At 72.7% G+C, this 21,724-nt stretch carries 18 protein-coding genes; 9 read left to right on the top strand and 9 right to left on the bottom strand.

The genetic code is table 11. The annotated features are described in order from the left end of the window. Window positions 1–312: electron transfer flavoprotein subunit beta/FixA family protein (locus tag ACIPYS_RS04230; protein WP_400742795.1), on the bottom strand; the 312-nt coding region annotated here is incomplete at its 3' end. A 380-nt stretch (window positions 313–692) separates the two neighbouring features. Between ACIPYS_RS04230 and ACIPYS_RS04225 the strand changes: the two genes are divergently transcribed. Next, window positions 693–2,096: a hypothetical protein gene (locus tag ACIPYS_RS04225; RefSeq protein WP_400742793.1), complete on the top strand. Its 1,404-nt coding sequence runs from the start codon at window positions 693–695 to the stop codon at window positions 2,094–2,096. Then, entirely contained in the window at window positions 2,093–2,623 is a 531-nt protein-coding gene (locus ACIPYS_RS04220) for a hypothetical protein (protein ID WP_400742790.1), read from the top strand. The genes ACIPYS_RS04225 and ACIPYS_RS04220 overlap by 4 nt, the downstream gene beginning before the upstream one ends. 128 nt (window positions 2,624–2,751) lie before the next feature. On the opposite strand, the gene ACIPYS_RS04215 is transcribed toward ACIPYS_RS04220, so the two are convergent. Continuing rightward, entirely contained in the window at window positions 2,752–4,923 is a 2,172-nt protein-coding gene (locus tag ACIPYS_RS04215; protein ID WP_400742788.1) for an ATP-binding protein, read from the bottom strand. A gap of 284 nt (window positions 4,924–5,207) precedes the next feature. On the opposite strand from ACIPYS_RS04215, the gene ACIPYS_RS04210 reads away from it, so the two are divergent. From ACIPYS_RS04210 to ACIPYS_RS04195, 4 genes are all read left to right on the top strand, one after another. Continuing rightward, complete coding sequence (locus ACIPYS_RS04210; RefSeq protein WP_400742786.1) at window positions 5,208–8,330, top strand: AfsR/SARP family transcriptional regulator; 3,123 nt, start codon at window positions 5,208–5,210, stop codon at window positions 8,328–8,330. A 169-nt stretch (window positions 8,331–8,499) separates the two neighbouring features. Next, window positions 8,500–8,625: a hypothetical protein gene (locus ACIPYS_RS04205; protein WP_286158589.1), complete on the top strand. Its 126-nt coding sequence runs from the start codon at window positions 8,500–8,502 to the stop codon at window positions 8,623–8,625. Window positions 8,626–8,782: 157 nt separating this feature from the next. Beyond that, complete coding sequence (locus ACIPYS_RS04200; protein WP_400742783.1) at window positions 8,783–9,874, top strand: Dyp-type peroxidase; 1,092 nt, start codon at window positions 8,783–8,785, stop codon at window positions 9,872–9,874. Beyond that, on the top strand, window positions 9,871–10,671 hold the full coding sequence (locus tag ACIPYS_RS04195; RefSeq protein WP_093862695.1) for a family 1 encapsulin nanocompartment shell protein: 801 nt from the start codon (window positions 9,871–9,873) through the stop codon (window positions 10,669–10,671). Before ACIPYS_RS04200 ends, ACIPYS_RS04195 begins: the two co-directional genes overlap by 4 nt. 65 nt (window positions 10,672–10,736) lie before the next feature. Here ACIPYS_RS04195 and ACIPYS_RS04190 read toward each other — a convergent pair whose 3' ends face one another. Beyond that, window positions 10,737–12,191 carry an MFS transporter gene (locus tag ACIPYS_RS04190; RefSeq protein WP_400742780.1) on the bottom strand — a complete coding sequence of 485 codons (1,455 nt, stop codon included), beginning with the start codon at window positions 12,189–12,191 and terminating at the stop codon, window positions 10,737–10,739. 111 nt (window positions 12,192–12,302) lie between these two features. On the opposite strand from ACIPYS_RS04190, the gene ACIPYS_RS04185 reads away from it, so the two are divergent. After that, window positions 12,303–12,722: a helix-turn-helix domain-containing protein gene (locus tag ACIPYS_RS04185; RefSeq protein ID WP_093862693.1), complete on the top strand. Its 420-nt coding sequence runs from the start codon at window positions 12,303–12,305 to the stop codon at window positions 12,720–12,722. 64 nt (window positions 12,723–12,786) lie between these two features. On the opposite strand, the gene ACIPYS_RS04180 is transcribed toward ACIPYS_RS04185, so the two are convergent. From ACIPYS_RS04180 to ACIPYS_RS04155, 6 genes are all read right to left on the bottom strand, one after another. Further along, complete coding sequence (locus ACIPYS_RS04180; protein WP_093862692.1) at window positions 12,787–13,425, bottom strand: FMN reductase; 639 nt, start codon at window positions 13,423–13,425, stop codon at window positions 12,787–12,789. Continuing rightward, entirely contained in the window at window positions 13,422–14,567 is a 1,146-nt protein-coding gene (locus ACIPYS_RS04175; RefSeq protein ID WP_093865227.1) for an LLM class flavin-dependent oxidoreductase, read from the bottom strand. Before ACIPYS_RS04175 ends, ACIPYS_RS04180 begins: the two co-directional genes overlap by 4 nt. Before the next feature lie 42 nt (window positions 14,568–14,609). Further along, the gene (locus tag ACIPYS_RS04170) at window positions 14,610–15,839 is read right to left on the bottom strand and encodes an MFS transporter (protein ID WP_400742775.1); all 1,230 of its coding nucleotides are present in this window, start codon (window positions 15,837–15,839) and stop codon (window positions 14,610–14,612) included. A 166-nt stretch (window positions 15,840–16,005) separates the two neighbouring features. Continuing rightward, window positions 16,006–16,602 carry a TetR/AcrR family transcriptional regulator gene (locus ACIPYS_RS04165; RefSeq protein WP_400742773.1) on the bottom strand — a complete coding sequence of 199 codons (597 nt, stop codon included), beginning with the start codon at window positions 16,600–16,602 and terminating at the stop codon, window positions 16,006–16,008. Window positions 16,603–16,767: 165 nt separating this feature from the next. Further along, window positions 16,768–19,332 carry a collagenase gene (locus ACIPYS_RS04160; RefSeq protein WP_093862689.1) on the bottom strand — a complete coding sequence of 855 codons (2,565 nt, stop codon included), beginning with the start codon at window positions 19,330–19,332 and terminating at the stop codon, window positions 16,768–16,770. Between the two features lie 362 nt (window positions 19,333–19,694). Then, complete coding sequence (locus ACIPYS_RS04155) at window positions 19,695–20,267, bottom strand: DoxX family protein (RefSeq protein ID WP_400742770.1); 573 nt, start codon at window positions 20,265–20,267, stop codon at window positions 19,695–19,697. Window positions 20,268–20,462: 195 nt separating this feature from the next. On the opposite strand from ACIPYS_RS04155, the gene ACIPYS_RS04150 reads away from it, so the two are divergent. Together ACIPYS_RS04150 and ACIPYS_RS04145 are read left to right on the top strand one after the other, a co-directional pair. Continuing rightward, entirely contained in the window at window positions 20,463–21,059 is a 597-nt protein-coding gene (locus ACIPYS_RS04150) for a TIGR03086 family metal-binding protein (protein WP_400742767.1), read from the top strand. Window positions 21,060–21,210: 151 nt separating this feature from the next. Beyond that, entirely contained in the window at window positions 21,211–21,672 is a 462-nt protein-coding gene (locus tag ACIPYS_RS04145; protein ID WP_093862686.1) for a hemerythrin domain-containing protein, read from the top strand. The last annotated feature ends 52 nt before the right edge of the window (window positions 21,673–21,724 follow it).

The following is a 21,724-nucleotide window of genomic DNA, read 5'->3' as shown; positions in this document are numbered from 1 at the left end:
CAGCACCGCCGACGTCCCGATCGCATCGGAACCGTGGATGTCCTCGTCGTTCACGTGCACGGCCCGGTCCGCACCCATCGACAACGCCTTGCGCAGCGCGTCCTTCGCGTCGTCCGGACCCACCGTCAGCACCGTCACCTCGGCACCCTCGTTCGCCTCCGCGATCCGCAGCGCCTGCTCCACCCCGTACTCGTCCAGCTCCGACAGAAGGCCGTCCACGCCCTCCCGGTCGGTGGTGTGGTCGTCCGCGAAACGACGGTCACCCGTCGCGTCCGGCACGTACTTCACACAGACAACGATCCTCAAGCTCATGAGCGGTTCTCCTGGTACGGGTGCACTGGTCGGATGCACTGGTCCACGGCCTCGCAGCCCGCCGAGGGTACTGAGTGCCAAGTCCGGCCCGGCCGCGCCCCGCGAGCGGTGTCGCACCACCCGGACCGGCCTGCCCTGTCGGCTCTCCGTCAACAGCGTCAGAGGCTCTCCGAAGAGGATACGGCACTCAGTACCCCTGGTAAAGGAACTCAGTACCCTTCCCTGCTGCCGGGCCCGCCGGACCGGGGGCAAGGCCGCCGCAAGCTTTGCGCAAGCCCCGGCCAGGGACCGTCATGGAATCCGCCAGAACGCCCGGGCACACCCCCGTCGGGGCCGCCGGGACCCGGGGCCCCGGTCCGGGATCAAGGAGGGGGAACGACATGACCTTGGTGCACGGGGAACACGGGGAACACGGGGAAGTCGACCGCGGGAACGTCGCGCACGGGAACGTCGCGCACGAGGCGGGCGGTCGCGGAGAGATCGCCCGCGAGGAGGGCGGGAGCGCGAGGGCCGGCCACGGTGAGACCGGGAGCGGTCGCCGCTGGGCCACACTGACCGGCTGCAAGGAGGTGCTGGTGGTCGTCCACTCGACAGTCTACGGCCAGCGCCTGCACGACATCTATCCGCTGCTCGGCGCCGATCTTCGGGTGCACGTCCAGTTCACGGTGGCACCGCACGCGTTCAACGCGGGAGCGGCCGCCCACGTCCGCAGGCTCGGCGGCACGGTGCTGCCCTGGGAGGAGGCCGTCCGCCGGGAGTTCGACCTGGTGCTCGCGGCCGGTTCGCAGGGGCTGGAGCGGTTGCGCGGGCCGCTGGTCCGGCTGCCGCACGGTGCCGGGCACATCAAGCTGTCGGCGGCCGGTCCCGGGAGCGGGGCCGGTAACGGGAGCGGGGCCGGGAGCGGGAGCGGGGCCGGCAGCGGGCGGACCGTGTCCGGCCTGGGGCCCGAGTACATCGTCCTGAACGGCCGGGTGATGCCCTCCGCCTTCGCCCTCGCACACGAGGAGGAGCGCGCCGAGGTGGGCCGCGGCTGCCCCGAGGCACTGCCGATCACCGAGGTGGTGGGGGACGGCTGCTACGACCGGATCGCCGCCGCCCTCCCCGCCCGCGAACGCTACCGGGCCGCGCTCGGGCTGCGGCCGGGCGAACGCCTGGTGCTGGTCTGCTCCACCTGGGGCAGCGGCTCGCTGTTCACCCGGCTCGACGCCGTCCTGCCGCGACTGGCCGGCGAACTGCCCAGGCGCGGCTACCGCACCGCGCTGCTGGTGCACCCCAATGTGGCTGCCGCCCACGGTCCGTGGGCCGTCCGGTCCTGGGCGACGGCCACCGCCCGCGGGGCGGTCGCCGTCCTCGGGCCCGAGGAGGACTGGCGCCCGCTGCTGGTCGCCGCCGATTTCGTCATCGGCGACCACGGCTCCGTCACCCTCTACGGCACCATGACCGGCGCCCCGATCCTGCTCGCCGAATACCCGCACCGTGACGTCAACCCGCGCTCGCCCGGCGCCCTGCTCGCGCGGACCGCGCCCGCGCTCAGCCCGGCCCATCCCCTGACCTCCCAGCTCGACTACGCCGCCCGGCAGTACCGGCGGTCCGATTACGCGGCGATCGCCGCCCGGATCAGCTCCGAACCGGGCCGGTTCGACCGCCGGATGCGGCGACTGCTCTACCGCGTCCTCGGCCTCGGCGAACCCGCCCACGTGCCGGAGCCGCCGGTCCTGCCGCTGCCGGCACCGCTGTGGCCGTCGGCCGGCACGACCGGCCGGGCGGGGAGGGCCGGGCGGTGACCCCTCCGCGCACCGCGTTCCGCACCGTGCTGCTCGCCCCGGTCGACGGCCCTACGCCGTCGACCGGGGAGCCCGGCCGCAGCGTCGAGGCCCGGATCCGCTCCTCGGCCGGGGTCCGGTGCGGGCTGCTGCTCACCGTCGACCGCACCGCCGGGCCCGTGGTGCCCCGTCCCTTCGTCGACGAGCACCTGGCGCTCGACCTCACCGCACCGGGTGCCACGCACTGGCGTCACCACGCCGATGTGCTGCACCTCGGCCGCACCGGCCGGGCCCGGGCCCGGGAGCGGCTCTCCGCCGTCCTCGGGGCGCTCCCCGGCTGTGCGGTCGCCACGGCCGACGACGCGGACGGCACGCTGTTCGTCCTCGCCCGGAGCGGCGGCGGTCTGGTGCTCCGCACCTCCTCGCCCGTCCCGGGGCTCGTCCTCGGCTCGCTCGCCCACGCGTGGCTCGCCGCCGGCGGCAGGCTCGCCGAGCTCGTCGCGCTGGCAGCACCGGTCACCCGCCGGGCGGCCCGGCGCGGCGCCTGAAGTCCCGCGGCCGCTCGGTGGCCCGCCTGCCGGAGCGGGTTCCGGCAGGCGGGCCGGCGGGCCGGCCGAGCGGCCGGGGCGGCGCGCCGGTGCCGGGTCGCGGTGACGCGGCGGGTGCGTACCCGCGCTCAGTCCGCAGCAGGTGGCGGAGCGGGCGGCGCCGTCAGGGCGGCGAGCGCGGTCTCGAGACGAGCCGCGTCGGGAGCGGCCAGGTGCTGGTAGCGGGCCAGGGACTCGCCGTAGCGGGCGGCCGCCTCGACCAGGTCTCCGCGCGCCCGGGCCAGGTCGCCGACGAGTTCGAGCACCCGGGCCTCCCAGTGGCGGGCCCGGCCCTCGCGGAACTCGGCGAGCGCCTCCGCGTAGCAGTGCCGGGCCCGGTCGTAGGCGCCGAGTGCGACGTGGGCCTGGCCGAGGAAGGCGAGCGCCCGCGCGGCCTCGTAGGGGTCGGGGACGGCGACCAGGGCCCGGTGGGCGTCCAGGACGACGGGCAGGGTCTCGGCCGGGCGGCCGGCCGCGAGCAGCACCTCGCCGAGCGCCAACCGGGCCAGTGCCGTGCCGCGGGCGTAGCCCCGGGCCTCCCTCAGCGCGGCCACCTCGCGAAGGCAGTCGGCCGCCTCGGTGAGCCGGCCCGCCGTCCGGTGGGTCTGGCTCAGGCCGTAGAGCGCGTCCGCCTCGACCAGTGGTTCGCCGACCTCACGGGCCAGCCGCAGCGCCGCGGTGAACCACTCCGAAGCCTCCTCCCCCTCGGCCGCGTTGCGCAGACCGTTGCCGCCGGAGGTGAGCATCCGCAGCTCGCCCTCGCGGTCGCCGGCGGCCCGGGCGGCCTCCCGCCCGATCCGGTGCGCCTCGACCCAGAGCCGGGCCGGGCGCAGCCGCAGGAACAACGGCCACATGGCGTCGACCAGTTGCCAGGCGGTGGCCGCCCGGCCGATCGCGGCGGCCCAGCGGACGGTGTCGGCGAGTCGCCCCGTCTCGGTGTCGAGCCAGCCGACGGCGGCCGCCTCGTCCGCGAACTCCCGTGCCCGGGGGCCCGGTTCGACGGCGTAGTCGCGACGCAGGGTGCGGCGGCTCGGGCTCAGCAGCGCCTCGGCCGCGGTGGTGCGGGCGAGGTACCAGTCGAGCACGCGGTCGACGGCGGACCGGCCCTCGGGCAGGTCCCGCACCGCCTCGGCCCGCGCCCGGGCATGCAGCTTGACCAGGTCGTGGAAGCGGAAGCCGCCCTCCACCTCCTCCAGCAGGTGGACGTCGATCAGCCCGTCGAGCAGCCGGTCGGCCTCGTCCGGGGCCAGGCCGCCGACCGCGCAGGCGACGTCCAGGGTGAAGACGGGGAACGGCAGCAGACCGAGCAACCCGTACAGCCGGACGGTGTCCGTCCCCAGGACCTCGAAGGAGGCGTCCAACGCGTGCTGCACGGCTTCCCCTTCGACGTCGAGCGCGGCGAGCCCCTGGGACTCCTGCCCGAGGGCTTCGGCGGTGGCGGCGAGCGGCTGCACCGGACGGGCGGCGATCCGGGCCGCCGCCAGACAGACGGCGAGCGGGAGCCGGCCGCAACGCTCCACCACCTGGACGGCGGCGGTCCGTTCGCGGGCCACCCGCTCCGCGCCGACCCGCTGGGCCAGCAGTTGCACGGACGCGTCGTCCGAGAGCAGGCCGACCGGTCGGAACACGGCACCGTCTATGCCCAGCCCGGTGAGCCGGCGGCGGCTGGTCACCACGACCACGGCGTGCTCCGAACCGGGCAGCAGCGGCCGGACCTGGGCGGCGGTGGAGGCGTTGTCGAGCAGAACGGTGATCCGGCGCTCGGCGGCGAGGGAGCGCCAGAGCGCCGCACCCTCGGCGAGGCTGCTGGGCACGGGGGCGATGCCGAAGGCCCGCAGGAAACCGCCCAGGGCCTCGGCGGGATCGGCGGGCCCGCCCGGGGCGTGGCCGCGCAGGTCCGCGTAGAGCTGACCGTCCGGGAAGCGCCCGGCCAGCCGGCGCAGCCACTGGGCGGCGAGCGCGGTCTTGCCCACCCCGGCGGGACCCGTGACGACCACCGTGACATCGACGGCACCCGGGGAATCGCCCAACTCGCTGTCCAGGGCCGCGAAGTCGGCGTCGCGGCCGATCAACCGCCTTGGCGTCGGCGGCAGTTGCCTCGGAACCGGCAGTACCGGGGCAGCGGACGCTTCGGCGGGGCCGCCGTAGACCGTCAGATGGCGGATCTCCCCCGCCTGGATCACGGAACCCTCGACCCTCCCGCCGGACAGGGAGTTCCGTGTCTCGAAGCGCTGTTCACGTGCTCCGTCCGCCGAGCTCATCGGCGGCTCCCGACGCGCGGCCGACCTCGGACCCCGGCTGCTCCGAACCCCTTTGGCTCCACTGGCTCCCCCTACCGGTAGAACGACGGACCGAAGTGACGTGAACGACCGATGTGACCCGTGTGACCGAACAATCGCCGACTCCCGCATATCACCTGACGCCCAGTCGGTCGAATTGTCAATAACGCCCGCCCCGACAGGCCGATGCGGTCTGGCTCAGCACCAGCGCACGTGGGATCCTCTCCGACACGGCACGCTGGAAGCCGACCGGCGGGGGGCGTCGAATGGAGTTCCATCTTCTGGGTTCGGTTGAACTTTCGGTGAACGGCGAGTTGTCGGCAATTCGCTCGGACAAGGGTCGCCGACTGCTGGCCGCCCTGGCCCTGGACGTCGGGCGGCCGCTCAGCCACGACTTGCTGGCAGGCCGCCTGTGGGACGAGGAACCGCCGCCCAGCGCGGTCGCCAGCATCTACAGCCATGTCTCCCGCATTCGGCGTCAGTTGAGATTGGCCGTTGCCGCCGAGGACCCCGGCTCGCCCCGCGACATCCCCACCATCGAGAGCCGATCGCACACATACGCGCTGCGTGCCGACACGCATTTGATCGACTGGCATCGCTTTGTCGACCTGTCTCGAAACGCCCGCCGACTCGCCGACAACGGCGACGACATCCAGGCCAGGACCGTCCTGGGCCGCGCCGAAGAAATCTGGCGAGGTGAACCGCTCGCCGGACTGCCCGGCGGCTGGGCCCAGTCCACCCGCGCCACCATGGCCGACCAGCGCCTGGCCACCACGCTGCTGCGGATCGAGATCGACCTCCGGCTCGGCCGCTTCGGGGAGGTCGTCCCCGAACTCACCGCCCTCCGCGAGGACCGCCCCACCGACGAACGGGTCGCCGCGCACCTCCTGGTCGCGCTGCACGGCGCCGGGCGGCAGGCGGAGGCACTGGCCGTCTACCCCGCCGTCGTCCGCCGCCTGCACGCGGACCTCGGCACCAGCCCGGGCGCGGCCCTCACCCGCCTGCACGAGCGCATGCTCACCGGCGCCCCGCTGGCCGCGCCCACCGTACGGACAACGGCCGTACGGCCAACGGCCGGCCCACGGGCGACCGCCGCCCCGCTTCCGGAGGACCCGCGCGGCGGCGCACCGTCGTCCGCTCCGGCGGGCCGGCGCATGATCGGACGCCGGGACGACCTGCGCCGCCTCCTCGGCGGCACCGAGGAAGCCGCGGAGCAGGGCGGCGTGGTGACCGTCTCGGCGATCCTCGGTATGGCCGGGGTCGGCAAGACCACTCTCGCCCTGCATGCCGCGCACCTCATGCGGGGGCGCTTCCCCGACGGTTACGCCCACCTCAACCTGGGCGCCCACGCAGTGGACCGACGCCCGCTCGCACCCCAGACCGTGGCCACCGCGCTGCTGCGCCGGCTCGGCGTGCCCGCCACCACCGTCCCGATCGACAGCGAGGAACTGTTCGCCCTGTGCGCCGAAGTGCTCGCCACCCGGCGCGCAGTGGTCGTCCTCGACGACGCGGCGACCGCGGCACAGGTCCGACCGCTGCTGCCCACCGCGCCGACCTCACTGGTCTTCGTCACCAGCCGCCGACGACTCGCCGAACTGCCCGGCTCCAGACCGGTGTTCCTGGACATCCTGCCGGTGGACGACGCGGTCGCCCTGTTCACCTCGGTGGTGGGACGGGAGCGCGCCGACGACCGCGCCCGGATCGTCGAGATCGTCGACCGGTGCGGGCTGCTCCCGCTGGCCATCGAGATCGCCGCCAGCCGGTTCAAGGCGCGGCCGTCCTGGACCCTCGCACACCTCGCCCAGCGACTGTCCCGCAAGACCGGCCGGCTCGCCGAGATCCGGCACGACACGGAGAGCGTCGCCCGCGCCTTCGAGATGTCGTACCGGTCCCTGCCCATCGAGCAGCAGGAGGCCTTCCGGCTGCTCGGCGTCCACCCGGGGCCCGACATCGGCCTGCACGCGGCGGCGGCCCTGCTCGGCCGCACGGTCGACGAGACGGACCACCTGCTGGAGGCGCTGCTGCACTGCCACCTGGTGCAGGAGAACACTCCGGAGCGCTATCAGCTCCACGACCTCCTCAAGGAGTACGCGCACGCACTGATTCGCGACGAGGGGGGCGAGGAGGAGGCGAGGATCGCGCTTCGGCGGCTGCTCGGGTTCACGCTCCGAGCAGCCGACCAGGCGGATCGGCTGCTGTATCCACGCCGATCGCGGCTACCGTTGCCGACGTTCCGTCAGTTGCCGGGAATGGAAACGTTGTTGTACGACCTTGACTTGGATTCGAATGATGCCGCACGCAAATGGCTCGACACTGAACAGGCCGGCCTGACCGCACTGGCCGCTCACGCCCGCACGGCCGGTCACCCCGAGGCCACCGCGTGGCTCGCGCACGTCCTGGCCGGCCATCTGGACGCCCAGGCCTTCTGGAGCGAGGCCCACGAGCTGCATCAGGCCGCTGCCGCGTACTGGCGTTCGGCATCGAACGACCGCCGCGAGGCCCGTGCTCTGATCAACCTGGGGGCCACCTTCGCCAACGCCTCCCGCTACCCGGCCGCTCAGGAGGCGCTCCAGCGGGGCCTGACGCTCGCCCGCGCCGAGCGCGACGACGACGCCACGGCGGAGGCTTTGAGCCTGTTGGGGGCACTGCACTGGTACCGGAGCTCCTTGAGCGAGGCCCTCGCCCACCAGGAGGAGGCCCTGCGCATCCGACGAGAAACAGGCGACCTCTGGAACACTGCCCGATGCCTGGCGAACGTCGGCATCCTGGAGAACTCTCTGGGAAATCCAAAAAAGGCTCTGGTCGCCTATGAGACGGCACTTCCACTGGCCCGCAGAATGGGCAATCGGACTTTGGAGCTCAGAATTCTCAACAATCTGGGCGACCTGCATCTGGGAATTCGAGACCACGCCGCCGCCCGCGCCTCCTTCGAACAGGTACTGAGCCTGGAGAACGGCTCGATGCCGCACTTCGAGCTGGCCGTCGTACGGATAAACCTCGCCGCATCGCTCCCAGTCCCGGAACAGCTGGAGCGCGTGCTGTCGCTGTACCGTTCGGCGCTGGCCACCTTCCGCAGGACCGGAAGCATCCGGCACGAGTCCATTGCGCTCGCCGGACTCGGCGACGCCCTGCGCGCGGCCGGAGAGCTCGACGAGGCCCGCGACCAGCTCTCCCTTGCAATGGAGTTGGCCCGATCGGTCGGCGCCGCGCGCGAAGAAGTAGCCGCCCTCCGGGGCCTCGGCCAGTGCGAGGCCCTGCTCGGCGCGCCACAGCGGGCGGTCGCCCTTTTGACCGAGGCCGTAGCCCTGGCGGAGCGGGCCGAGGCGGCAGAGGAAGCGGCACTGGCCCGGGCGGCACTCGCTCGACTCGGATCCACGGACAACGAATAGAAGCCGACCGACTCCTCGGCGCACCCCACAAGAGAATACTCTTTCTCCGAGCCTATTATCATCACAGGCGGGGCGCCGACAGGTCCGACTTGTCGAGCAGGCTCTCGAATGCTAGGAATGGCACGGCAGATTGCCAATCATTCAAGCAGATGCAGGAGAACGACCACCCGTGTTCGAACACATCGACGAGCCCTGCCGTTCGTCCCTTCGCACCAGCCGCCCGTTCGCCGACAATCGGTCCGGCGAGGAGCCCTGCGTGGATCTCGTGGCGATCTGGTGCGTCCTGTTCGGCTAGGCCGAACCCCGGGCCGGTGCGAGTCGCGCCGGCCCTCCGTGTGTCCGGGTCCGTGAGGGCGAGCACGTACGGCCGACCGGCCCGCAGCCCGCGCCGAAATGTCCGCTCCGGGGTGTAATCGTACGGATGATCAGGCCCCGGAAACCGGAGTCCGCCCATGCCGCCAGAGTCCCCCCACCCCCAGCCCGCCGACCCACCGGCCCCGCAGCCGGTCCTCACGCCGCTCACCACCGCCGCGGTCTTCCTGGTCCTGACGGTCGAGCCCGGCGGCGAGAACGCCGTCCGCGCCCTGCTGCCCGACCTCGCGGGCCTCCGCCACGCCATCGCCTTCCGCGCCCCCGACGTCGGCCTCACCTGCGTCACCGGCATCGGCTCCGACGCCTGGGACCGGCTCTTCGACGGCCCCAGGCCGGCCGCCCTGCACCCCTTCCCCGAGGTGGCCGGCCCCCGCCACCGCGCCCCGGCCACCCCCGGCGACCTGCTCCTGCACATCCGGGCCGGCCGGATGGACGTCTGCTGGGAGCTCGCCGGCCGGATCACCCGACGGCTCTCCGGCGCCGCCACCGTCGTCGACGCGACCAACGGCTTCTCCTACTACGACGCGCGGGACCTGCTGGGCTTCGTGGACGGCACCGAGAACCCGGAGGGCCGGGAGGCCGCCGAGGCCGTATTGATCGGCGAGGAGGACCGGGACTTCGCCGGCGGCAGCTACGTCATCGTGCAGAAGTACCTGCACGACCTCGCCGCCTGGGAACACCTGACCGTCGACCAGCAGGAACGCGCGGTCGGCCGCAGCAAGGCCGACGACATCGAGTTCGACGACGCCGCCAAGCCCGCCGACTCCCACGTCGCGCTCACCTCCGTCACCGGTCCGGACGGCGAGGAGCGGCAGATCCTGCGGTTCAACATGCCCTTCGGCAGGCTGGACGGCGGTCCGGCGGGGCGCGGCGAGGCCGGCACCTACTTCATCGGCTACGCGCGCGACCCCGGGGTGCCCGAGGAGATGATCCGCAACATGTTCACGGGCCGGGGTCCGGCCGCCCACGACCGCCTGCTCGACTTCTCCACCGCGGTCACCGGCACGCTGTTCCACGTCCCCACCGCCGACTTCCTCGCCGACCCGCCACCGGCGCCGGCCGCCCCCGTCGCGCTCGCCGCCCCGCTCCCGGCCGCCGTGCTCCCCACCGCCGCTCTCCTCGCCGACGGCTCCCTCGCCATCGGCAGCCTGAAAGGCAGCCCCGCGTCATGAACAACCTGCACCGTCAACTCGCCCCCGTTTCCGCCGCGGCCTGGGAGGAGATCGAGGAGGAGGCCAGGCGGACCTTCAAACTCCACCTCGCCGGCCGCCGGGTCGTCGACCTGGCCGGCCCGGACGGCCCCACCCTCGCGGCGGTCGGCACCGGGCACCTCACCACCATCGAGCCGCCCACCCCCGGAGTGCAGGCCCACGCCCGCGAGGTCCGCCCCCTGATCGAACTCAGGGTCCCCTTCTCGGTCGACCGCGCCGCCGTCGACGACGTCGAACGCGGCTCCGGTGACTCCGACTGGGCACCCGTACAGGCGGCGGCCCGCACCCTCGCCCTCACCGAGGACCGCGCCCTCTTCGACGGCTACCCGGCCGCCGGCATCGAGGGCATCCGTGCCGCCGCCACCAACCCGGCCATCCCGCTCCCCGCCGACGTCCGCGAATACCCGGAAGCCGTGAGTCGCGCCCTCACCACCCTCCGCCTCGCCGGAGTGGGCGGCCCCTACGCCCTGCTCCTCGGCGCCGACGCGTACACGGCCGTCAACGAGACCTCGGACCACGGATACCCCGTCGCCAGCCACATCGCCCGCCTCCTCGACGGCGAACTGATCTGGGCCCCCGCCATCGAGGGCGCCCTGCTCCTCTCCACCCGCGGCGGCGACTTCACCCTCGTCCTGGGCCAGGACGTCTCGGTCGGCTACCTCTCCCACACCGCCGACACCATCGCCCTCTACCTCCAGGAGTCCCTCACCGCCCGCCTCCTCACCCCCGAGGCCGCCGTCCCCCTGACGACCGCCTGAGCCCGCCCCCGCCCCTCACCGGGTGGGGCGGGGCGGGGGCGGGGCAGGGGGACAGCGGGCGTCGGTCAGCCGCGGGCGCGGCGCAGGCCGAGGGCGGTGACCAGGGCGCCGAGGGCGACCGCCGCGACCGGCACCACCAGCGCGGCCCGCAGGCCGTCCGGGCCGCCGACGGTGAGGCTCACGGTGGTGACCGCCGAGAGGCCGAGCGCCGCGCCGAACTGGAAGGCGGTGTTGAGCAGCCCGCCGGCCAGCCCCTGCTCCTCCTCGGCGACGCCGTCGGTGGCGGCGATGGTCAGCGGCCCGTAGGCGAGGGCGAAGGCCAGCCCGGTGAGGAGCATGGTCGGGAACATCATCGGATACGTCCAGTCCGGCCCGACCGGCAGGAACAGCGCGTAGGAGACCACCGCCAGGCAGAAGCCGCCGAGGATCACCCGGACGTTGCCGAAGCGCTCCACCAGCCGGGGCGTGAGGGTCGGCGCCAGCACCGCGTCCACGCCGACCGCGAGCAGGGCGAGGCCGGTCTGCAGCGGGGACCAGCCGCGCAGGTCCTGGAGGTAGAGGGTGACGACGAACTGGAAACCGAAGAAGGAGGCCGCGAACAGCAGCGCGCCGATGTTCGCGCGCAGCAGCGGGCCGGAGCGGAGCAGGCCGAGGCGGAGCAGCGGGGCGGCCGAGCGCCGTTCGATCGCCACGAAGGCGGCCAGCAGGGCCGTGCCGCCGGCGAACAGGGCGAGGGTCGGGCCGGCGGTGGCGCCGGGTTCGCCGAGCCGCACCACGGCCTGGACGAGCAGCAGCATGGCGCCGGTGACGGTGACGGCGCCGCCCAGGTCGAAGCGCTCGCCGGGGCGGCGGACGGGCGGCCGGTCGCGCGGGAGCAGCGGCACGGCGGCGACCAGCAGGCCGCCCGCGAGCAGCACCGGGGCGAAGAAGACCCAGCGCCAGCCGACGGCGGTGAGCAGTCCGCCGGCCACCAGGCCGAGGGAGAAACCGGCCGCGGCGGTGCCCGCGTAGACCAGCAGCGCGCGGTTGCGGCGGGGGCCCTCGGCGAAGGCGGTGGTGATGACGGCCAGTCCGGCGGGAGTCATGAAGGCCGCCGAGAGGCCGGTGGCGAAGCGGGCCAGGATCAGGACCCAGGGGGCGCCGGCCAGACCGCCGAGACCGGAGCAGAGCACGAAGACGGTGAGCCAGAGGAGGAACATCCGGCGCCGGCCCAGCAGGTCGGCGGTGCGGCCGCCGAGCAGCATGAAGCCGCCGTAGCCGAGCACGTAGGCGCTCAGCACCCAGCTCAGCGAGCCGGTGTCCATCCCGAGGTCCGCGCGGATCGACGGGAGCGCCACATTGAGCATGGCGACGTCGATGCCCTCCAGGAAGATCGCGCCGCAGAGGACGAGGAGGACGGCCGCCTCCCGGCCGGTGAAGCGGGCGGACGGGGCGGACGGGTCGGCCGGGTCGGACGGTGGCGAGCCGGCCGGGGCGGCGGCCGGGCGGCCGGTTTCGGGCACGGCTGAGGACGTGGACACAGTGGTCTCCTGGGAGCGCGCGGGGGGTGGGGAGGCCGGACGCGGCGGTTCCCGTTCGTCCGGTCGGTTCCCTCTTGTAACCACCGCCATCCTGAGGCAGCATCAGGGGGCATGGAAGAAGGCACTTTGAAGTCACCGACGCACTGCGCGGTTACCGAGGACGACTACGACGTGCTCCAGTGGGACACCCGGGAGGACTGCGAGGTGCGGCAGATCCTCGACCGGATCGCCGACAAGTGGTCGCTGCTGGTGATCGCGCTGCTCGACCGGGGCTCGCTGCGCTTCACCGAGCTGCGGCGGGAGATCGACGGGGTCAGCCAGCGGATGCTGACCGTCACCCTGCGGCAGCTGGAGCGGGACGGCCTGGTCGAGCGGACCGTGCACCCCGTGGTGCCGCCGCGGGTCGACTACGCGCTGACGCCGCTCGGGCGGACGCTGCACGAGACCGTCCGCTCCCTGGTCACCTGGACCGAGACGCACCAGCGCGAGATCGCGACGGCCCGCGCCTCGTACGACGCACGCGTGGGGTGAGGGCACGCGAAGAGGCGGGTCCGGAACCTCCGGACCCGCCTCTCCCGCCCCTCCCCCGTCACCCTCAGACCCGCAGTGCCGCCAGTTGCTGCTCGAACGGCACCACGGCCTCCTGCTGCGCCGCGCCGCCCCCGGTCGGACCGCTCGGGGCACGGCCCGCGAGCAGTCCGGCGAGTTCTCCGGCAGCGCGGTCGATCCGGCCCGGGAGGCCGTCGGTGAGGCGGTCCCCCGTGGTGCCCCAGTCGTCGGTGGCGGCGTACACCGAGGTCGGCACGACCACCGAACGCAGGTAGGAGAACAGCGGGCGGACGGCGTGCTCCAGTGCGAGCGAATGCCGGGCGGTGCCGCCGGTGGCGGCGATCAGCACCGGCTTGCCGGTGAGGGTGTCCGGGTCGAGCACGTCGAAGAACGACTTGAACAGCCCGCTGTAGGAGGCGGCGAAGATCGGCGTCACCGCGATCAGCGCGTCCGCACCGCCGACCGCGTCGATCGCCTCGCGCAGCGCGGGGCCGGGGAAGCCGGTGACGAAGTTGTGCGCGATGTCGGTGGCGAGGTCCCGCAGTTCGACCACCTGGACGCCCATCTCCCGCCCCTCGGAAGCGAGCTGACGGACCGTTGCATCGGCGAGCCGGTCGGCGAGCAGCCTGGTCGAGGACGGCTTGCTCAGTCCGGCACTGATCACCACCAGTCGGTACGCGGTCACTTGGCCACCTCCACGGTCTGCTCGGCCTGCTCGGTCTGCTCGGCGGTGTCGGAACCCTGCCGGTGACGGGCGCGCTCGGCCGCCAGCCTGGTGGCGTGGGTCGGCGCGTCCGGGACACCGGCCGGGCGGCCCTTGGCGAACTCCTCGCGCAGCACCGGCACGACCTCCTCGCCGAGCAGGTCCAGCTGCTCCAGCACGGTCTTCAGCGGCAGGCCGGCGTGGTCCATCAGGAACAGCTGGCGCTGGTAGTCGCCGAAGGTGTCGCGGAAGGCCAGGGTCTTCTCGATCACCTCCTGCGGGCTGCCGACGGTGAGCGGGGTCTCGGCGGTGAACTCCTCGAGCGACGGGCCGTGGCCGTACACCGGCGCGTTGTCGAAGTACGGACGGAACTCCCGCACCGCGTCCTGCGAGTTCTTGCGCATGAACACCTGGCCGCCCAGGCCGACGATCGCCTGCTCGGGCGTGCCGTGCCCGTAGTGGGCGTAGCGCTCCCGGTAGAGGTTCACCAGCTTCTGGAAGTGCTCCTTGGGCCAGAAGATGTTGTTCGCGAAGAAGCCGTCGCCGTAGTAGGCGGCCTGCTCGGCGATCTCCGGGCTGCGGATCGAGCCGTGCCAGACGAACGGCGGGACGCCGTCCAGCGGACGCGGGGTCGCGGTGAAGGACTGCAGCGGGGTGCGGAAGCGGCCCGACCAGTCGACCACGTCCTCGCGCCACAGCTGGTGCAGCAGTGCGTAGTTCTCTATCGCGAGCGGGATGCCCTGGCGGATGTCCTTGCCGAACCACGGGTACACCGGGCCGGTGTTGCCGCGGCCCATCATGAGGTCCACCCGGCCGTCGGAGAGGTGCTGGAGCACCGCGTAGTCCTCGGCGATCTTCACCGGGTCGTTGGTGGTGATCAGCGTGGTCGAGGTGGAGAGGATGATGCGCTCGGTCTGCGCGGCGATGTAGCCGAGCAGCGTGGTCGGGGAGGACGGCACGAACGGCGGGTTGTGGTGCTCACCGGTCGCGAAGACGTCCAGGCCGACCTCCTCCGCCTTGCGCGCGATGGCCACGGTCGCCTTGATCCGCTCGTGCTCGGTCGGGGTGCGGCCGGTGGTCGGGTCGGGGGTGACATCGCCGACGGTGAAGATTCCGAACTGCATGGTGCTCACCACACTCCTGGCTGATCCCGCCCGGAAACCGGTTCAGGATCCGATCGTCAAAGTTTCAACCACCTTAGCATCCGGCCCGCGGCGGATATTCCCCCCAGCGCCCGACCCCTGTTCCGGGACCGCACTGCGACGCGCGCGCAGGGCGTCCGGGAGCAGCGTCAGCAGTCCCGCGGCGGCCATCGCGGTGCCGAGCCACAGCACGGCACGCAGACCGAGCGCGTCGATGGCGAGGCCGCCGAGCAGCGAGCTGAGGATGACGCCCAGCGTGATGAAGGAGTTGTGGACGGTGTTCACCAGCGGGCGGGAACCGCCGATCCGCTGGACCCTGGAGGCCATCGCGGGGTTCATGGTGACCCCAACCAGACCGACACCCAGCAGCAGGGCGACGGCGGGCACCCGGAACTGGGCGAGCAGCGCGAGACCCGCCAGGAACAGGGTGTTCAGCGCCAGCCCGGTCGCCAGCACCGGCAGCGCGTACCGGTCGGCGAGCCGGCCGACCACCGTGTTGCCGAGCACGGTCGCCGCGCCGTAGGCGACGAGCAGCAGCGGGACGGACCCGGCCGAGAAGCCGGTGAGCCCGGTCAGGATCGGATTGACGTAGCTGAACAGCGTGAAGGTCGCGCCGATGATCAGGGTGCTGGTGACGAAGGCCAGCCACAGCCGCCGGTCGCGCAGCGCGCCCAGCTCGTCCCGGAGCGAGCCGGTGCCCTCGGCGTGGTCGGCGTCCGGGACCCCGGCGAGGGTGCACAGCGCCACCGCGGCAGTGAGGACGGCCACCGCCCAGAACGCCGCGCGCCAGCCGAGGTGCTCGCCGATCACGGTGGCGAGCGGCAGGCCGAGCAGCGTGCCGAGCATGAGGCCGTTCATCAGGACGGCTATCGCCCGACCGCGGACCTCCGGACGGGCCAGCTGGGCGCAGAGCGAGATCGAGATGCCGAAGAAGGCCTGCGCCGCGACGCCGGAGACCACCCGGGCCACCAGCATCACCGGATAGCCGGAGGCGGTCGCGGCGAGCAGGTTTCCGACCAGGAAGATCGCGAACAGGAGCATCAGCGCGGCCTTCTGGCGCATCCGGAGGAGGGCGACGGCCAGGAACGGGCCGCCGAAGGACATCGCCACCGAGAAGGCGGTGATCAGGTAGCCGATCTGCGGGACGGTGGCGTCGAGGCCCTCCGCCAGCTGGGGCATCAACCCGGCGACGGCGAACTCGCTGGTCACCATCGCGAAGACGCCGAGAGCGAGGACGTACACGGCACGTGGCATGGGAAGGGCTCCCCCGTTGATTTTGGATGGATCGGTACAGAATGAGGGCGGACGTGGGCACGCCGGGGCACGCGAACGCGCTCCCGGGGCGGATCGCTCAGGGCGGGTCGGGCGGGTCGCTCAGGGCGCGCGGGTCGGGCGGGTCACTCGGGTCGCGCAGGGCGGGTCAGGGGGTGAGGGCGTCCAGGGCGGTGGCGGCCACGGCCTCGACGGCGGCCCGGTCGGCCCCGCCCTTGGCGGCGACCCGCATCCCGCCGATCACCGCGTTGACGAAGCGGGCCAGCTCCTCCGGCGCCCGCCGGCCGGCGATCCCGCCCGCCAGTTGCCCGGCGGCGATCGCGGCCCACAGCGCGGCGAGCCGCACCTCCTGGTCGCGGACCAGCATCGCGTCCGCCTCCGGGTCGCGTCCGGCCAGCTCCACCACGGTGTTCACGGTCAGACAGCCGATGCTGCGACCCTCCGGACGGTGCTCGAACTCCCCCTCCACGATCCGCGCGAGCAGGACCCGGATCCGCTCCAGCGGCGGCAGCCCCGGATCCTCCAGCAGCTCGATCTGCGGGACGGTCATCAGCTCGATGTAGCGGGCCAGCGACCGCTTGAACAGGTCGTGCTTGCCGCTGAACGTGTTGTAGATGCTGCTCCGCCCGAGACCGGTCGCCTCGCAGAGGTCCTGCGTGGAGGTGGCCTCGTAGCCGTTCGCCCAGAACGCGTGCATCGCCGCGTCGAGCGCGCGGCCCTCGTCGAAGGTGCGCGGTCTCGCCATGGCAGCACGTTAGCCTTTTTGGACCGGTCGGTGCAATACCGGTGCGTCCGCTCCGGGGCCGGACGCGGGGAGGCCCCCGGCGGCGCGCCGTTCGCGCGCCGCCGGGGGCCTCCGGGTACTGCCGGATGCATCCGGGATCACAACTCCGGGATCAGACCTCCGGCCTCAGTACTCGGCCTTGATGTTCGCGCCGGAGAAAGCCTGCTGGCCGTAGAGGCTCACGTAGACGTAGCCGGCCGGCGGGTTGGCGATGGTCAGGGTCTCGGTGTTGTTGCTCGCGTTGGTGGACTTGGCGGTGTACGAGTTGGTGTACGCCCAGCTGGTGGCGTTGTAGTAGAGGTCGGCATTGCCGGTGCCGCCCGTGCTGGTGAGCTTGAGCTGCTTCACCCCGGCCGGGAGGTACAGGTAGAAGTGGGCGTAGTTGCCGGTGCCCGCCGAGAGGTTGCTGCGGCGGCAGTTCTTGTCCAGCTGGCGCGGGTCGGCGCCGGAGCACTCCGGCAGGCCCGCCACGGTGACGTTCTGCCGGGCGCTCGCGGTGGCGCCCTTGTCGTCGGTCACGGTGAGGGTGACGGTGTAGGTACCGGCCTTGGTGTACCACTTGGTCGGGTTGGCGGTGGTGGCGCTGGTGCCGTCGCCGAAGTCCCAGGCGTAGGCGGCGATCTTGCCGTCCGGGTCGGTGGAGCGGTTGACGAAGGTGACCGCCAGCTCGCCGATCGCGGTGGTGAAGGCCGCGGTGGGCGGCTGGTTGCCGGGCGGGTTGGTGCTGCCGGAGCAGGCACCGGCAGCGCAGCGGGTCAGCCAGGCGTCGAAGTCGGCGTCGTAGCGGGTACCGATGGTGGTCTTGAGCACGGTGCGGGCGCCGTTCCAGTCACCGGCGCGGTACTTGCCGAGCACGGTGTCCACGTCGGCCCGGTGCTGCTCCAGCATGTAGCGCACCGCGAGGTAGCCCCAGCGGTAGGTGCGCTCCGTGTCGGTGTTCTCGTAGGTGGTGTCGAACAGCGTGGAGAGCTTGTAGGTGTGCAGGCCGGCGGCGGAGATCGCCGCGTCGTAGTTCACCTTGCGGTACGAGTAGGAGATGTACTCCGCGAAGCCCTCGATCCACCAGATGGTCGGGGTCGTCACGCCGGCGTCGAAGTCGCCGTACATGTCGTACCGGCCGTCGAGGTAGTGGGTGTACTCGTGGTTGAGGTTCCAGACCTGGAAGTCCGGGCGCGCCCACTCGGCCTCGTAGGCCAGGAAGCGCGGCTGGTTGCCGACCTCGTTCGGCTTGCCCTCCAGGTACATGCCGCCGTTGTCGGTGTTGATGCCGTAGATGGAGGCGGCGAACACCCCGTAGTCGAAGGAGCTGTGGAAGACCACGACCTCGATGGTGGTGTTCCGGTCGTCCGCGACCGGACCGTTGTCCTTGACCACGCCGTGGAAGTACGCGTCCTGGCCGGTCAGACTGGTGCAGGCGGTCGCCAGCTGAGTCGGGTCCAGCGCCTGGGCCAGGATCCGGATGCTCGAGCTGCAGGTGTAACTCACCTTCAGGACGGCCGACTTGAGTCGGGCCGCGGAGTCGCAGGTGCCGTAGTACGAGCAGTTGCCGTTGTCGTAGGCGTCGGTCATCTCGGCGACGGCGGCCCACTGGTAGGCGGTGGTGCCGCTGGGCGAGGAGCGGTCGGCCAGCCCCTTCAGCAGCGGGCGCACCTTGGCCTGGAGCACCGGGTACTGGACGAACCGGCCCAGCTCGCGGGTGGCGTTGTAGACCAGGAAGGTGTAGTCGCCGCCGAGCAGACCACTGTTGGCGGCCGCGAAGGAGTACAGCGCGTCGAGCACGCTCGGGTCGGCCGCCACCGCGTCGACGAAACCGGTGGTCTGGTGGCCGCGCCACAGCACGGTGAACACGCTGTTCAGCGCGTTGCCCATGTTGGCCGGGTTGTGGGTGGCGGCGTCGTAGGCGCCCAGCAGCCGCTTCACCACGGGGAGGTAGCGGACGTTCTCCTGCGCGCTGTCGATCAGGGTGATCGCCTCGCCGAGGGTGCCGGCGTTGGCGGAGGTGACGTCGCGGGAGTGCGCGCTGTTGAAGAAGGCGTCCAGCGCGCCGCGGATCGAGGTCTGCAGGGCGGTGCCGTAGGTGCCGACGTCGGAGGCGTGGTACCACTGCACGAAGTACCCGGCCCGCAGGAAGAGCACCAACTGGCCGGTGGAGGTGGAGTTGTCGCCCGGGTAGGCGGCGGCGTTGGCGCGCAGGGCGTCGGCCACCGAGACCATCTGGGCCTCGCGGAAGGCGCCGCGCGCGTCGGTACCGACCAGGTTGAACAGGCTGTTGATGCAGCCGAGGTCGGCGGCCTTGACCGCCTGGACCAGGGCACTGCCGGTGCGACCGGTGAAGTCCGGGATGTTGCAGGGCTGTTCGGCGAGGGCCTTGGGAGCGGCCGCGCCGAAGGTCTTGACGATCTCCGCCTGCCGGTGGGCCGCCGACGGGCTGTCGGAGCGGTCCGGCGAGGCGGTCGAGAACGGGGCGCGGTCCCGGGCCGGGACCGGCCGGTTCTTGCCGCCCGTGTCGGGGGTGTCACCGACGGCGGGCCTCGGGGCGAGCCCGGCCGGGCCGGCCGAGGTGGCGGCGGGAGAGCCGCCGCCGAAGTCCGGACGGGTCCGGTCGGTGGCCGCCTGGGCGCGCGGGGCGAACAGGCCGACCGTCACGAACAGCGCCAGGATCAGCGTCAGGAGCTTTGCTACGTGCGGCATTTGCGTTAAAGGGCGTGCGGTTCTCACGTGGGGGCCTCCGGGCCTTCGTCGGTCGCCTGGGGGTGCGACCAGTGGGGGTGATGAGGGCCGTTGTGGCGCACCGTTGGGGCGGTGGCGCCGAACACCGTTGGGGAGTGTGACATGTACAATGGCATACATCACAAGGCCGGGGAAGCCTCGGGACGGAGAATCTCCGGCAACTGCCCCGCCCGCACGGGAAATTCACCGCTCGACCACGGAACGGCGAAGGCCGCCGGTCGGTGGACCGGCGGCCTTCGCGGGGGATCACGACCTCAACGGCCGTGTGCTCCGGAGCAGTTGCACCCAGGGTCAGTTGCGCCCCGAGCCGGTTGCACCCCGGGTCAGTTGCGGGCCAGGAGCACGGCGCCCGCGGTGACCAGGGCGAGCACCACGGCGGCCGCGCCGTAGCTCAGCCGGTGCGCGCGCACCACCGGCAGGTAGCGGTCCGCGGCGTAGCGGCCGGGCCCGGTCAGGGCGAGCGCCGCCGCGGCCGCGATCAGCAGGAGTTCGTACTCGCTGCCGCCCTTGGCGGCGAAGAAGGTGCTGCTCCAGGTGACGGCCAGGGCGTTGAGCATGGTGCCGAGGATCGCGGCGGCGGCCAGCGGGGTCAGCAGGCCGACGGCCAGCGCCAGTCCGCCGCCGGCCTCGGTGAGGCCGGCCACGACGGCCATGAACTTCGCCGCCGGGTAGCCCTTCGCCTCGAAGAACTTTCCGGTGCCGTCGAGGCCGCCGCCGCCGAACCAGCCGAACAGCTTCTGGCTGCCGTGCGCGGCCATGGTCAGGCCGAGTGCCACCCGCAGCAGCAGGAGGCCGACGTCGTAGGCGTGCGGGGAGGTGATCGCCGAGCCGGGGTCCGACCCGGCTGCGGCAAGGGGGGTGGTGGCGGCGGTCGTGCTCGGGCTGCTGCTCGGCATGCGCGTCTCCATCAGAAAGGGGGGTTCGTCGATACCGGCCGAATCTGTTTGTTCAAATTCGAACCAGCTGGGGTGTGTCGACCGTACCTGGAAGTTTGAATTTGAACAACCGAACGAACCGAAGATATTGGCGTGACCGGGTCACAAGTGGTGTAGACCGGCGTACGGACGCGCGTGGCGGGGCACGCTCAGGACATGGCACATCGCAACGAACACCGACGGCCGGCCGACCGGGGCACCCCGCACACCGAGGCCCTCGCAGCCTTCACCGAACGGATCCGGCTGGTCACCCCCGGCCAGTGGGACGCGCCCACCCCCTGCACCGACTGGAGTGTCCGCGATCTGGTCAACCACCTCACCGGCGAGCAGCTCTGGGTGCCCGAGCTGCTGATGGGCGCGACGATCTCCGAGGTCGGCGGCCGCTTCGACGGCGACGTCCTCGGTGACGACCCGGTCGCCGCCTGGACGGCCGCCGCCGAAGCCGCCCGCGAGGCCTTCGCCGTCCCCGGCGCCACCGAGCTCACCGTGCACCTCTCCTTCGGCGACGTCCCCGGCCAGTACTACCTGGACCAGCTCACCACCGACGCCGTCGTCCACAGCTGGGACCTCGCCGAGGGCATCGGCCGGGACACCCGGCTCCCGGAGGACCTGGTCGACTTCGCGCTCGCCGAGTTCGCCGGCTACGGGGACCTCTCCGGCAGCGGACTGTTCGACCCGCCGCTCCCGGTGGCCCCGGACGCCGGGCCGCAGACCCGGCTGCTGGCCCTCGCCGGGCGGCGGGACCGCCCCTGAACGCACGGCGGCACGGCGCCCGTCGAACCCGCGGCGGACCGGGCGCCGTCCGCCGCCAGGTCCGGTGGACACCCCGCTCGCCCGGGCCACGCCGGATACTGGAGATGTCGGGGGGCGCACCGGACGTCGACGGAGAAGAGGCGGGCGCGCCATGAGCCGCAGGCCGGACATCCTGGGTGAGTTCACCGCGGAGCACCGCGCGGTGGAGGATCTGCTCGTACGGATCGAGGCCGGCCTGGCCGAGGACCGGGCGCCGGGAGCACTGCTGGACCAGCTCACCGACCTGCTGCTCAGCCACTGCGCGGCCGAGGAGGAACACCTCTTCCCGCTCGTCCAGCACGATGTGCCGGACGGTGGCGCGGTGGTGTTCCGGTGCATCCACGACCACCTCGCGATCGGCCAGTACCTCGCCGACCTCCAGGCCCTGCCCTCCGGTGACCCGGCGCTGGGCATCCTGCTGAGCGGGCTCACCGAGGTGCTGCGGCGGCACCTGGCGACCGAGGAGAAACAGCTCTTCACCGCTGCCCGCAAGGCCCTGCCGGCCGCCGAGCGGGCCGCGCTCGGCGAACGGCTGCGGGCCGAGCGGGCGGAGATCGCCGGGGCCGGGCCGTAGGACGGGGCGGGTCCGGGCGAGGGTTCGGGCGAGGGCGGAGGCGCGGTCGAGC

It is taken from the genome of Kitasatospora sp. NPDC089913 (genome assembly GCF_044748625.1).
In the GTDB taxonomy this organism is placed as follows: domain Bacteria; phylum Actinomycetota; class Actinomycetes; order Streptomycetales; family Streptomycetaceae; genus Kitasatospora.
This window is presented reverse-complemented; position numbering and strand designations above follow the sequence as displayed.

Excerpts from the sequence above, each read along its gene's own strand:
- ACIPYS_RS04225 (WP_400742793.1), top strand. The coding sequence starts at position 693 with ATGACCTTGGTGCACGGGGAACACGGGGAACACGGGGAAGTCGACCGC.
- ACIPYS_RS04215 (WP_400742788.1), bottom strand. The coding sequence starts at position 4,923 with ATGAGCTCGGCGGACGGAGCACGTGAACAGCGCTTCGAGACACGGAAC.
- ACIPYS_RS04210 (WP_400742786.1), top strand. The coding sequence starts at position 5,208 with ATGGAGTTCCATCTTCTGGGTTCGGTTGAACTTTCGGTGAACGGCGAG.
- ACIPYS_RS04200 (WP_400742783.1), top strand. The coding sequence starts at position 8,783 with ATGCCGCCAGAGTCCCCCCACCCCCAGCCCGCCGACCCACCGGCCCCG.
- ACIPYS_RS04195 (WP_093862695.1), top strand. The coding sequence starts at position 9,871 with ATGAACAACCTGCACCGTCAACTCGCCCCCGTTTCCGCCGCGGCCTGG.
- ACIPYS_RS04185 (WP_093862693.1), top strand. The coding sequence starts at position 12,303 with ATGGAAGAAGGCACTTTGAAGTCACCGACGCACTGCGCGGTTACCGAG.
- ACIPYS_RS04175 (WP_093865227.1), bottom strand. The coding sequence starts at position 14,567 with ATGCAGTTCGGAATCTTCACCGTCGGCGATGTCACCCCCGACCCGACC.
- ACIPYS_RS04170 (WP_400742775.1), bottom strand. The coding sequence starts at position 15,839 with ATGCCACGTGCCGTGTACGTCCTCGCTCTCGGCGTCTTCGCGATGGTG.
- ACIPYS_RS04165 (WP_400742773.1), bottom strand. The coding sequence starts at position 16,602 with ATGGCGAGACCGCGCACCTTCGACGAGGGCCGCGCGCTCGACGCGGCG.
- ACIPYS_RS04160 (WP_093862689.1), bottom strand. The coding sequence starts at position 19,332 with ATGCCGCACGTAGCAAAGCTCCTGACGCTGATCCTGGCGCTGTTCGTG.
- ACIPYS_RS04155 (WP_400742770.1), bottom strand. The coding sequence starts at position 20,267 with ATGCCGAGCAGCAGCCCGAGCACGACCGCCGCCACCACCCCCCTTGCC.
- ACIPYS_RS04150 (WP_400742767.1), top strand. The coding sequence starts at position 20,463 with ATGGCACATCGCAACGAACACCGACGGCCGGCCGACCGGGGCACCCCG.
- ACIPYS_RS04145 (WP_093862686.1), top strand. The coding sequence starts at position 21,211 with ATGAGCCGCAGGCCGGACATCCTGGGTGAGTTCACCGCGGAGCACCGC.